This is a genomic window from Nocardia sp. NPDC057227, from assembly GCF_042669725.1.
GTDB classification, from domain to species: Bacteria; Actinomycetota; Actinomycetes; order Mycobacteriales; family Mycobacteriaceae; genus Nocardia; species Nocardia asteroides_A.
In genome coordinates, this window is record NZ_JBHUXA010000011.1 from 160,171 (window position 1) to 173,052 (window position 12,882).

Here is a 12,882-nt window from a genome sequence, read left to right on the forward strand (position 1 = left end):
GCGAGTTTCGACTGCGCCGAAAGCCGGGGATGGCGTCCGATACGCTGGGCCACCGTGACCGTCGCATCGTCCCCCGGTAACGCAGCTGCCCCCTTCGATCTCATCGTCGTCGGCTCCGGTTTCTACGGGCTGACCATCGCCGAACGCACCGCGAACCTGCTCGGTAAGCGTGTGCTCGTGCTCGATCGCCGCCCGCACATCGGCGGCAACGCCTATTCGGAACCGGAACCGGAAACCGGGATCGAGATCCACAAGTACGGTGCGCACCTCTTCCACACCTCGAACCAGCGGGTGTGGGATTACGTCACGCAGTTCACCGAGTTCACCGGCTACCAGCACCGCGTCTTCGCGCTGCACAAGGGGCAGGCGTACCAGTTCCCGATGGGCCTCGGGCTCATCTCGCAGTTCTTCGGCCGCTACTTCACCCCAGAGGAAGCGCGCACCCTCATCGCCGAGCAGTCGGCGGAGATCGAGACCGGCGACGCGCAGAACCTGGAAGAGAAGGCGATCTCGCTGATCGGGCGCCCGCTCTACGAGGCGTTCATCCGCGACTACACCGCCAAGCAGTGGCAGACCGACCCGCGGGAGCTGCCCGCAGGCAATATCGCCCGGCTGCCGGTGCGCTACACCTTCGACAACCGCTACTTCAACGACACCTACGAGGGGCTCCCCAAGCAGGGGTACACGAAGTGGCTGGAGAACATGGCCGCCTCCGACCTCATCGAGGTGCGGCTGGACACCGACTGGTTCGACGTGCGCGAGCAGCTCCGCGCCAAGAACCCGGACGCCCCGGTGATCTACACCGGCCCGCTGGACCGCTACTTCGACTTCGCCGAGGGCGAGCTGGGCTGGCGCACCATCGATTTCGAGACCGAGGTGCTGGAGACCGGTGACTTTCAAGGCACCTCGGTGATGAACTACAACGACGGCGACGTCTCCTACACCCGGATCATCGAGCCGAGGCACTTCCACCCGGAGCGCGATTATCCCACCGACAAGACCGTCATCATGCGCGAGTACTCCCGCTTCGCGCAGACCGGTGACGAGCCGTACTACCCGATCAACACCCCGGAGGACCGGGCCAAGGTCAAGGCCTACCGGGACCGGGCGAAGCGGGAGACCGCCGAGGCCAAGGTGATCTTCGGCGGCCGCCTCGGCACCTACCAGTACCTCGATATGCACATGGCGATCGGCAGCGCGCTGAGCAAGTTCGACAACGTGCTGCGCCCGCACCTGGAGAACGGCGCGCCGCTCGCCGACGACCAGGAGTCCTGAATGAGTCTGCTGCACAACGATTCACACGCGCTGCTTGCGCGCGTCATCCTGCCGCGGCCCGGTGAGCCGCTCGACGTCCGCACCCTCTACCTGGAGGAGTCGGCCACCAACGCGCGCCGCGCGCACGCGACCACCCGCACCTCGCTCGCGGTCGGCGCCGAGTCCGAGGTGTCCTTCTGCACCTACTTCAACGCGCTGCCGGCCAGCTACTGGCGGCGCTGGAGCGTGCTCGACTCGGTGCTGCTGAAACTGGAGCTCACCGGCCACGGCCGGGTCGACCTCTACCGCTCGAAGGCCGACGGCTCACGCATCCACGTGCACGGCGAGGAGTTCTCCGGCGGCGAGCCGGTGGCGGTCACCTTCGAGGCCGATCTCGGCCCGTTCGAGGACGGCGGCTGGCTCTGGTTCGACATCACCACCGACACCGCGGTCGAGCTGCACGCGGGCGGCTGGTACGCGCCGATCCAGGCGCCCGGCCAGGGCACCATCGCCATCGGCATGCCCACCTTCAACCGCCCCACCGACGCGGTGAAGACGCTCGAGGCGCTCGGCTCCGACCCGCTGGTGCTGGAGCGCACCCGCGCGGTCATCATCCCGGACCAGGGCACCCGCAAGGTGGTGGACGAGCCGGGCTTCGCCGCGGCCGCCGCCGTGCTCGGCGACCGGCTCGCCATCCACGACCAGCCCAACCTCGGCGGCTCCGGCGGCTACAGCCGGGTGATGTACGAGGCGCTGAAGACCACCGACGCCGAGTTCATCGTCTACATGGACGACGACATCGAGATCGAGCCGGACTCCATCCTGCGCGCGCTGGCCTTCAGCCGCTTCGCCAAGTCGCCGGTGCTGACCGGCGGGCACATGCTGAACCTGCAGGAGCGCTCGCACCTGCACGTCATGGGCGAGGTCATCGACCGCGGCGTCTTCATGTGGACCGCGGCGCAGAACGTCGAGTACGACCACGACTTCGCGAAGTACCCGCTGCGCGACCGGGACAACTCCAAGCTGCTGCACCGGCGCATCGACGTCGACTTCAACGGCTGGTGGACCTGCGTCATCCCGCGGCAGGTCGCCGAGGAGATCGGCCAGCCGCTCCCGCTCTTCCTGAAGTGGGACGACGCCGAGTACGGGCTGCGCGCCCGCGCCGCCGGCTACCCCACGGTCACGCTGCCCGGCGCGGCGGTGTGGCACATGGCCTGGAGCGACAAGGACGACGCCATCGACTGGCAGGCCTACTTCCACCTGCGCAACCGGCTGGTCGTCGCCTCGCTGTACCTGCCCGGCAACGCCAGAGCCCTGGTGGTGAACACGGTCAAGGCGACGCTCAAGCACCTGCTCTGCCTGGAGTACTCCACCGTCGCCATCCAGAACCAGGCCATCCGCGACTTCCTCGCCGGGCCGGACAAGCTCTTCGAGCTACTGCCGAGCGCGCTCGGCGCGGTACACGCCATGCGCAGGAGCTACCCGGACGCGGTGGTCCTTCCCTCGTCGACGGCGCTGCCGCTGGCCAGCCACGCCGGCGTCGGCGCGGTCGGCGAGCCGGCCAACCCGCTCGCCAAGGTGGTCCGGCTGGCGCGCGGGCTGGTGCACAGCACCCGCCCGGCGCGGACCGAGCACCACGAGACCCCGCAGCTGAACGTCCCGACGCTGGACGCCCGCTGGTTCCTGCTCTCCCAGGTGGACGGCGTCACCGTCACCACCGCGGACGGGCGCGGCGTCGTCTACCGCAAGCGCGACCCGCGCCAGGCGCTCGGGCTGTTCAAGGAGGCCATGCGGTTGCGCAGGGAGCTGCTCGCCCGCTTCCCGGAGATGCGGCAGCGCTACCGGGCCGCGCACCCGCGGCTCACCAGCACCGCCGCCTGGGAGCAGATCTTCGGGATCGGCGATGCCCCGAGCACCGTGCCCACCGTCGAGACCAGCGAGGTCAGGTGAGCGCCCTGAACCCGGCCGGGCACGACGGCCAGGCCGTGCCGGCGAACCGGGGAGGCTCCGCAGAGCCCGCCGGCCCGGCGCAGGCAGGCTCGCCGAATCCGGAAGTGGCGATCATCACCGCCGTGCAGTCGGCGATCGGCGGCAACCCCGCCGTGATCTCCGCCGCGCGCGGCCTGTCGCACTTCGGCGAGCACGCGCTCGGCTGGGTCGGCATCGCCGCGGCCGGCTGGCTGGTGGACAAGCCGAGGCGCAGGCAGTGGGCCGGGGTTGCGGTCGGCGCGGTCGGCGCGCACGCGGCGTCGATCGTGATCAAGCGGGTCGTCCGCAGGCCCCGCCCGCACGACCCCGCCGTGCAGATCAACGTGAGCACGCCGAGCAAGCTCAGTTTCCCCTCCTCGCACGCGACCTCCACCGCGGCGGCTGCGGTGTTGCTCGGAAAACTGACCGGGCTACCCTTGCCTGCGGTGCTGGTCCCCCCGATGGTGCTCTCGCGAGTCGTCCTCGGGGTGCACTACCCCTCCGACGTGCTCGCCGGGTCCGCGCTGGGCGCCGCGTCCGCCGCCGCCCTGCTCGCCGTCGAGAAGCGACTCGACAGTGACCGCACGAGAAAGAGCAGTGATTCAAAGTGATGAAGCCGGGGCCGAGATGAGCGAAGAGCCGACGGGCACCGATCTCGCGGAAGGCGTGACCAAGGGTCCGCCGAAGACGCTCGCCGGTGGCCTGATCAAGACCATGCGCCCGCGCCAGTGGGTGAAGAACGTCCTGGTCCTTGCGGCGCCGCTGGCGGCGGGGTCGGCGACCGACATCGACGTGCTCATCCACGTCGCCATCGCCTTCGCGGTGTTCTGCCTCGCGGCCTCCGGCATCTACCTGGTGAACGACGCGCTTGATGTCGAGGCCGACCGGGCGCACCCGACCAAGCGGTTCCGGCCGATCGCCGCGGGCGTCGTCCCGGTGAACCTGGCCTACGCGCTCTCGGTGGTGCTGCTGATCGCCTCGATCGCGATCTCCTTCCTGGCCGCGTGGCAGCTGGCCGTGGTGATGGCGGTCTACATCGGCATCCAGCTGGCCTACTGCTTCGGGCTCAAGCACCAGGCCGTGCTCGACATCTGCATCGTCTCCTCCGGCTTCCTGCTGCGCGCGGTGGCGGGCGGCGCGGCGGCGAACATCCCGCTCTCCCAGTGGTTCCTGCTGATCATGGCGTTCGGCTCGCTGTTCATGGCGGCGGGCAAGCGGTACGCGGAGCTGCAGATCGCGCTCGGCACCGGCGCCAAGATCCGCAAGTCGCTGGAGTACTACACGCCGACCTACCTGCGGTTCATCTGGACCCTGGCAGCGACGGCCGTCGTGGTGTTCTACGGCCTCTGGGCCTTCGAGCAGGGTGACGCGAACGACACGAACTGGTTCGCGATCTCCATGATTCCGTTTACCATCGCAATCCTGCGTTACGCGGTCGACGTCGACGGTGGCGAGGCCGGTGAACCCGAAGAGATCGCGCTGGGGGACCGTGTGTTGCAGTTCCTCGCCATCGCCTGGATCGGAGCGGTAGGTGTCGCTGTCTATCTCGCCTGACGAGAGAGTGGCCGAGGGGGCCGGGAGAACCGAAGGGGAGCGCGAGCGGGCCGAGGACTCGGCCCGCTCCGCGCCGCGGTACACCCGGCTCTCGCGTGCCCTCTTCGTCGGCGGGATCGCGGTGACCGTCGCGCTCTTCGCGATCGGCGGCTGGCAGCGCCGCTGGATTGCCGACGACGGCCTGATCGTGCTGCGCACCGTCCGCAACCTGCTGGCGGGCAACGGCCCGGTCTTCAACGCGGGCGAGCGGGTCGAGGCCAACACCAGCACCGCGTGGACCTACCTGGTCTGGTTCTTCAGCTGGATCACCGGCGCGCGGCTGGAGTACGTCGCGCTCGCGCTCGCGCTGACGCTCTCGCTCGGCGCCATCGTCTTCGCCATGCTCGGCACCGCCCGGCTCTGGGGCGGCCCGCGCGCCGCCTTCCTGCTGCCCGCGGGCGTGCTGGTCTACATCGCGGTGCCACCCGCCCGCGACTACGTGACCTCCGGCCTGGAGAGCGGGCTGGTGATCTTCTGGCTCGGGCTGCTCTGGTGGGCCATGATCGGCTGGGCCAAGGCCGAGCGGGTCCGCGTGCCCGCGCTGCTCGGGCTGGTGTTCCTGGCCGGGCTTGCCCCGCTGATCCGCCCCGAGATGGCGGTGCTCGGCGCCGCGGCGCTCGGCATGATCTTCCTGGCGCCGCTGCCGACCGGGCGCCCGGTGCTGCTCCGGCTGCTGATCGTCGCCGTCGCCGGGCTGCTCCCGCTCGCGTACCAGATCTGGCGGATGGGCTACTACGGCCTGCCCTACCCGAACACCGCGGTCGCCAAGGACGCGGGCGGCGCCAAGTGGAGCCAGGGCTTCACCTACCTCTGGGACCTGGTCGGGCCGTACTGGCTCTGGCTGCCGCTGCTCCTGCTGCTGCTCGCCGGGCTCGGCGCGCTGCGGCTGGCGAGCGAGTCCACCGCGCGCGGCGAGCGGGAGCAGGCGGCGCGCCCGCACCTCGTCACCCGGTTCCGGTGCTGGCTGCGCTCGCCGAGCGCGGTCGTCACGCTCGTCCTCGGCGGCGCGCTGCTGCTGACGGTCTACGCGCTGCGGGTCGGCGGCGATTTCATGCACGGCCGCATGCTGCTGCCGCAGCTCTTCCTCTTCCTGCTGCCGATCGCGGTGCTTCCGGTCCGGGTGCCGCGCGGCGCCTTCCGGCCGTTCTCCCTGCGCGACGTGCGCTACCTGCTGGTCCCGGCGCTCTGGCTGGCCGTCGTCGGCTGGGCGCTGTTCGCCGCGGGCACCACCGCCATCACCACCGGCACCAAGATCAGCTCGTCCGGCATCGTGGACGAGCGGGTGTACTACGTGCTCAACACCGGGCGCGACCACCCGATCCGGGCCGAGGACTACCTGGACTACCCGCGTATGCGGGCCATGGTCGACGGCATCGCCAACACCCCGGACGGCGGGCTGCTGCTGAACTCGCCGTCCTTCATGTTCTGGTACATCGCCCCGCCCCCGCAGCCCATCCCCGAAGGGGGAGTCGGGCACACCGTCTTCTTCCTGAACCTCGGCATGACCAGCATGAACGTCCCGCTGGATGTCAAGGTGGTCGACCCGATGGGGCTGGCCTACCCGCTCGCCGCGCACACCGACCGGCTGGCCGACGGCCGCATCGGGCACGACAAGAGCCTCTACCCGGACTGGGTGGTCGTCGACGCGGGCATGGTGGACAAGAAGCCGTGGATGCCCTGGTACCTGGACGAGAAGTGGGTGAGCCAGGCCCGGGTCGCCATGTCCTGCCCGGACACCTACGCGCTCATGCTCGCGCACCGCGACCCGCTCACCATCGACCGGTTCAAGCACAACCTGCGCAACGCGCTGAATTTCGCGGCGTACCGGATCGAGCGGGTGCCGAGGTACGAGATCGAGCGCTGCGGCCTGGTCGACCCGTTCCCGCAGCCGCCGCGCTGATTCTTGACCTTTTCCGACAGTCGCCGCCCGGTTCGGACCGGGCGGCGTCGCTGTCTCCGGCGCGTTGTGCCGAGGCGCGCCGAACCGGTCGTGATCGGGCACAAGCCGCCCGCCGAATCTCTATCACATTTCGATAACGGGCACTCCGCGCTGCGCCGCTAGGCTCGGTGCGATTTTTCGTGTGACGAGGAAGGCCCCTGATCAGATGCGAGGCGTGAACATCCGAAGGCGAGCGGGTTCCCGGATCCGCCGGATCGCACTGCTGACGCTGGCGGTGGTGCTGCCGGTCGGCACCGCGCTCGGCACGGCGGCACCTGCCTCGGCGGCATACGACCCGGCCGGGGTCGACGTCTGGGTCGACTCCCCGATGGGGCCGATCAAGTCGCGGGTCTTCCGCGCGGCCGACGGCAACACCGACCGGGTCGTCTACGCCCTCGACGGCATGCGCGCCAGGGAGGACCTGAGTGGCTGGGAGCTGCACACCGAGGTGCCGAGGCAGCTCGCCGCGGCGAACATCAACGTCGTGCTCCCGATCGGCGGGCAGTCCAGCTTCTACGCCGACTGGGCCGCGCCCAGCTCGCTGGCCGGGCTGCCGCCCGCGAGCGGCTCGGCCGGGTCCGCCACCGGCTCCGGCGGGTTGCAGGCGCTCGACCCGGGCCCGGGGAAGAGCTACCGCTACCAGTGGGAGACATTTCTCACCGGCGCGCTGCCCGAGGCGCTGCGCGACCGCTACGGCTTCGCCACCGCGCGCAACGGCGTCATCGGGCTCTCCATGGGCGCGAGCGCGGCGCTCGCGCTGGCGGCGTTCCACCCGGAGCGCTACTCCTACGCCGCCGCCTACAGCGGCATGCTGAATGTCAATGCCCCCGGCATGCGCGAGGCCATCCGGCTGGCCATGGTCGACGCGGGCGGCTACAACATCGAATCCATGGCCCCCGCGGCCAGCGCGCTGTGGCAGCGGCTGGATCCCTTCTCGTTCGCTCCGCTGTTGCGGGAGAATGGCACCCGGCTCTGGATCGCGGCCGCCGACGGCCGTCCGGTCCCCGCCGACGGCGCCGATTTCGACACCCTGAACGCGATCGCGCTGGAGAACCTGGCGGCCGCGAACACCAGGGCGTTCCAGGGCAGACTGGATGCGGTCGGCGTCACCAACGTCACCTACGACTTCGCGAACGTCGGGGTGCACACCTGGCGCAATTGGGAGTCCGAAGTGGGCCGGATGCTGCCCGACCTCGCCGCAGGCATCGGGTGATCGCGGCGCTGCCCCAGATAGAGCCGGGTAGGCACGGCTCCGCCCGGCCGGGTACCGTCGGCGACGATGTCCCGAGGGCGTCCGCGGGACGGTCGGCAACGAATCGGTAGCGCCAGGGTGCGTCGGTTGTGGCTCGGATCACTATCCAGCAACATGGAGGCATGCGCTTCCGATGGATACAGCGGGAGCATGCGCCGAGGTCGCACATGTCCGTTATGCGAGGCAATGACGTGTCCTGGTGCCCGATGAGGGGCCGGTTTCGATAGCTTTCGATTTGCCAACCGGTCGCCAGAGCGAAAGGTTTCGACGAATGCGAAGTGCGCGATGGAAACGTGGGGCCGGTGCGGGAGCACGCGGCTCCCGGCTGGGACGGTGGAGCGCGGCGCTGGCAGTGGCCCTGCTCGCACCCATGGGAATCGCGGTCGCCGGTACCGCCGCGCCTGCTCAGGCGGCGTTCAACCCCGCTGCCTTCGACTTCTGGGTCGACTCCGGGATGGGCCCGATCAAGTCGCGCGTGCTGCGCGCGGCCGACGGCAACACCAACCGCGTCGCCTACCTGCTCGACGGAATGCGCGCACCCGAGAATCTGAACGGCTGGGAAATCGAGACCCCGGTCGCGGAGATGCTGGCCGGTGCGAACATCAACGTCGTGATGCCGGTCGGCGGCATGTCCAGCTTCTACGCCGACTGGAATGCGCCGAGCACCTTCGTCGGCATTCCGGCAGGCACCGGTTCCAGCTCCGGCTCCGGCGCGCTGAACGCCTTCGCGGCCGGGCCGGGCAAGAGCTACCGCTACCAGTGGGAAACCTTCCTCACCAACGACCTGCGCAACGCGCTGCGCGATCGGCTCGGTTTCCGCTCGACCCGCAACGGCGTCTTCGGGCTCTCCATGGGCGGCAGCGCCGCGCTCACCCTCGCGGCCTACCACCCCGACCAGTTCAGTTTCGCCGGCTCGTACTCCGGCTACCTGAACATCTCGGCGCCCGGCATGCGCGAGGCCATCCGGGTCGCCATGCTGGACGCGGGCGGCTACAACGTCGACGCCATGGCGCCGCCGTGGGGCCCGCAGTGGCTCCGCATGGACCCCTTCGTCTTCGCGCCGCAGCTGGTCCGCAACGGCACCCGGCTCTACATCGCCGCCGGTAGCGGCCTGCCGACCGCAGTCGACGGGCCCAGCTTCAACACCCTGAACGCAATGGGGCTGGAGGCGCTCGCGCTCGCCAACACCAGGGCCTTCCAGGTGCGGATGGCGACGCTCGGCGGCGGGAACGCGACCTACTCGTTCCCCACGTTCGGCGTGCACAACTGGGTGAACTGGACGGAGGAGGCGAAGCGAATGCTGCCCGACCTCTCCGCGAATATCGGCTGACACCGCCGCTCTCCCGGACCGCCCGGCACCGATCACGGTGCCGGGCGGTCCGTCTTTTTCCGCCGTCCCGGAATTGGGAAACATGCGGGGTTCGTCACAGTGAAACCCCCGTATCCGCCCCCGGATAAGCGTGAAATTCGCTGTGGCGTGGCCGTTCTTGTGGATAACGGAAACGAATCGGAACCAAGCGACGACATCAACCGGAGAACGCGATATGGTCTCCGCACGATCACAGCGCCACCCGGTGGGTAATCGACCTCGCCATCTTGCGAAGGATTCCGAGGTCGAATATCGTCCAGCGAGCGCGAGTGTGACCAGATCGTTGTAGTGCGCTCCGCAGGGCCGGTGGTCGGGATCCGGTCCGGCGGGGCCGCGCGTCTCGTAGGCAACACTGGTGCGGTCCCCGCCGGGGTGGGGAGCCGTGCCACGACAGCAGGAAGAGAGCAGAATTCATGCGTTTCGGCAGGGCGGCCGCGCCGAAGAAGATCAAAACGGGATGGCGTGCGCGAATTCTGGCTGTTGGCGCTGCGGCGCTAGCACTGCCGGTCGCCGCCGGCATTGCGGCCCCGACCGCCGCCGTGGCGGCTCCCGCCCCGGCGCTTCGGGCGCCGGCGGGCGGGGTCGAGGACCTCATGGTCCCGTCCGGGATGGGCCCGATCAAGGTGCAGGTGCAGTGGGCGGCTCGCGGCGGTAACGCGGCGCTCTACCTGCTCGACGGCCTCCGGGCGCGGGACGACCGCAACGCCTGGTCGTTCGAGACCAATGCGCTGGAGCAGTTCAAGAACGACAACATCAGCCTGATCATGCCGGTCGGCGGGCAGTCGAGCTTCTACACCGACTGGTACGCCCCCAGCAACACCAACGGTCAGAAGACCACCTACAAGTGGGAATCCTTCCTGACCAAGGAGCTGCCCGACTTCCTGGCGGGCTACGGCGTCTCCAAGACCAACAACGCGGTCGCCGGCCTCTCCATGGGTGGCAGCGCCGCCCTGGCGCTGGCCGCCTACCACCGGGACCAGTTCAAGTACGCCGCGTCCTACTCCGGCTACCTGAACATCTCGGCGCCGGGCATGCGCGAGGCCATCCGCGTCGCCATGCTGGACGCGGGCCGCTTCAACGTCGACTCGATGGCGGCCCCGTGGAGCCCGGCGTGGCTGCGCATGGACCCCTTCGTCTTCGCGCCGCAGCTGAAGGGGCTGCCGATGTACATCTCGGCCGCCTCCGGCCTGCCGGGTCAGTTCGATCGCCCGAACTCGGCGGTCGGCGTCTTCAACACCGGTAACGCGATGGCGCTCGAGGCGCTCTCGCTGGTGAACACCCGCGCGTTCCAGGTCCGCCTGAGCTCGCTGAAGATCCCGGCCGCGTTCAACTTCCCGGCCGCGGGCACGCACTCGTGGAAGTACTGGGAGGGCGAGCTCTTCAACTCCCGCCAGGGCATCCTCGACGCCACCGGCGGTTGGTGACACCACCCCCGTTCGACGCCGCGGCGCCGTCAGCTTCCTCCGGGAAGCGGCGGCGCCGCTGCCGTTTCCGGAGGCAGTGATCCCTCCGAATAATGCTGGCAAATCTTGAGCATCGGTCTGCGGCTGGCGCGTCGTCCCGGGAAAAGCCCTGTATGCGGGGTACAAACGATGGGTGGCAGCGAAAGTTGGGGGCGCCAGGGGACGAAAATGGGAGCGCGCGCGCTCTCTGGCAACTGGAGCGCGACCGCACGGTATCCGCCTGCTGGCAGCTGCCGCCGTCGCGGCGCTGACGCTGCTCCCCGCCGTCACTCCGGTGAGCTCGGCCCAGCCCGCCGCGGCGGCGGGCGCGGCCGCGGTGAGCAAGGTGGTCTGGCTGGACGACCGGCGGGTCTCGCTGTGGATCGACTCGCCGTCCATGGGCGCGCCGACCCAGGTGCAGCTGCTGCTGGCCAGGGACTGGAACGCCCGCCCGGACGCCACCTTCCCGGTCCTCCTCATGCTGGACGGGCTGCGCGCCACCGACAGCGAGTCCGGCTGGACCAAGGACGCGGGCGCGGAGAGCTTCTACGCCGACAAGAACGTCACCGTGGTGCTGCCGGTCGGCGGCCAGTCCAGCTTCTACGCCGACTGGGTGCGCCCGGACAACGGGCACAACTACCAGTGGGAGACCTTTCTGACCAGGGAGCTGCCGCCGATCCTGGAGCAGCAGTGGCGGGCGACGAACGCGCGCGCCATCGCCGGGCTCTCCATGGGCGGCACCGCGGCCATGTTCCTCACCGGCCGCAACCCCGGCTTCGCGAAGTTCGCCGCCTCCTACTCCGGCTTCCTGACCACCACCACGCTCGGCATGCCGCAGGCGATCCAGTTCGCCATGCGGGACGCGGGTGGCTTCGATTCCAACGCCATGTGGGGGCCGCCGAACGACCCCGGGTGGCAGGAGCACGACCCGTACCTGCTCGCCGAGCAGCTGCGCGGCGTCAGCCTCTACGTCTCCAGCGGCAGCGGCGCCGTCGGCCCGCACGACCTGGTCTCCACCATCCCCGGCATCAGCACCAACTACGCGGGCACCGGGCTGGAGATCCTCTCCCGGCTCACCACGCAGAACTTCGTCGACAAGCTCGGCAGGCTGAATATCCCGGTGCAGGCCAACTACCGGGCCTCCGGCACGCACTCCTGGCCGTACTGGGACTTCGAGATGCGGCAGTCCTGGCCGCAGGTGGCAGCCGCGGTCGGGGTCGAGGCCGACAAGCCCGCTTGCGCGCCCGGCGGCGCGATCCAACCGGTGGCCGCGGTCAACCCCTGGCTCGGCGACTGCCTGACCGGCGAGTACCCGGTGCCGGGCGGGGTCGCGCAGGACTTCCGCTCCGGCCGGGTGCTCTTCGCCGCCGACACCGGGGCGCACCCGGTGGCGGGCGCGCTGGCCGGCGGGTACATGGCGGCCGCGGCGGGGCCGCAGCCGCTCGGGCTGCCCACCGGCGACGAGCAGCTGCTCCCCGACGGCCGCGGCCGGTTCCAGAGCTTCCAGAACGGCTCGCTGTACTGGACGCGGGAGACCGGCGCCCAGGTGGTGCGCGGCGCCATCCTCGGCTCCTGGAGCGAGCAGGGCTTCGAGCGCGGCCCCACCGGCTACCCGGCCGGGCCGGAGGTGCGGCTGCCGAGCCGGGACGGGCTGGTGCAGAGCTTCGAGAACGGGGCCTTCTACTACAGCGCGGCGACCGGCCCGCACCGGGTGCAGGGGCTGATCCTCGGCAAGTACGCGCAGCTCGGCTTCGAGAACAGCCCGGTCGGGCTGCCCGTCGACGAGGAGCAGCCCGCGAAGGATCTCGGCAGGTACGCGCGGTTCGAGGGCGGCAACCTGTACTGGAGCCCGCTCTCCGGCGCCTGGGCCGTGCGCAACGGCCCGATCATGGACGCCTGGCGGGACGCGGGGTTCGAGAACGGCAGGCTCGGCTACCCGATCAGCGACGAGTTCCCGGTGCCCGGCGGGGTCCAGCAGAACTTCCAGGCGGGCTTCGTCACGCTGCGCGACGGGAAGCCCGAGATCCACGGCATCTGAACGGCGTCCGGGCGCGGCCCGCTAGCC

Annotated in this window: 9 protein-coding genes; all 9 read left to right on the plus strand. The window is 70.1% G+C overall.

What is annotated here, in order from left to right:
• The first annotated feature begins 54 nt into the window (after positions 1-54).
• The 9 genes from glf to ACFUJ1_RS17795 all read left to right on the plus strand — a co-directional run bounded on the left by glf (position 55) and on the right by ACFUJ1_RS17795 (position 12,855).
• Entirely contained in the window at positions 55-1,275 is a 1,221-nt protein-coding gene (glf, locus tag ACFUJ1_RS17755) for a UDP-galactopyranose mutase (RefSeq protein ID WP_378646823.1), read from the plus strand.
• Complete coding sequence (locus tag ACFUJ1_RS17760; protein WP_378646825.1) at positions 1,276-3,204, plus strand: glycosyltransferase; 1,929 nt, start codon at positions 1,276-1,278, stop codon at positions 3,202-3,204.
• Between the two features lie 104 nt (positions 3,205-3,308).
• Positions 3,309-3,833, plus strand: a complete 525-nt coding sequence (locus tag ACFUJ1_RS17765) for a phosphatase PAP2 family protein (protein ID WP_378646923.1) — start codon at positions 3,309-3,311, stop codon at positions 3,831-3,833.
• A gap of 16 nt (positions 3,834-3,849) precedes the next feature.
• Positions 3,850-4,776, plus strand: coding sequence for a decaprenyl-phosphate phosphoribosyltransferase (locus ACFUJ1_RS17770; protein WP_233015474.1), 927 nt, complete (start codon positions 3,850-3,852; stop codon positions 4,774-4,776).
• A gap of 7 nt (positions 4,777-4,783) precedes the next feature.
• Complete coding sequence (gene zomB / locus ACFUJ1_RS17775) at positions 4,784-6,715, plus strand: flagellar motor control protein ZomB (protein ID WP_378646827.1); 1,932 nt, start codon at positions 4,784-4,786, stop codon at positions 6,713-6,715.
• A 205-nt stretch (positions 6,716-6,920) separates the two neighbouring features.
• Positions 6,921-7,967, plus strand: coding sequence for an alpha/beta hydrolase (locus tag ACFUJ1_RS17780; protein WP_378646829.1), 1,047 nt, complete (start codon positions 6,921-6,923; stop codon positions 7,965-7,967).
• Between the two features lie 310 nt (positions 7,968-8,277).
• Complete coding sequence (locus ACFUJ1_RS17785) at positions 8,278-9,336, plus strand: alpha/beta hydrolase (RefSeq protein WP_378646831.1); 1,059 nt, start codon at positions 8,278-8,280, stop codon at positions 9,334-9,336.
• 452 nt (positions 9,337-9,788) lie between these two features.
• A complete protein-coding gene (locus tag ACFUJ1_RS17790; protein WP_233015476.1) occupies positions 9,789-10,799 on the plus strand; it encodes an alpha/beta hydrolase family protein in 1,011 nt (336 codons plus the stop codon).
• 226 nt (positions 10,800-11,025) lie between these two features.
• Positions 11,026-12,855, plus strand: coding sequence for an alpha/beta hydrolase-fold protein (locus tag ACFUJ1_RS17795; protein WP_378646925.1), 1,830 nt, complete (start codon positions 11,026-11,028; stop codon positions 12,853-12,855).
• The last annotated feature ends 27 nt before the right edge of the window (positions 12,856-12,882 follow it).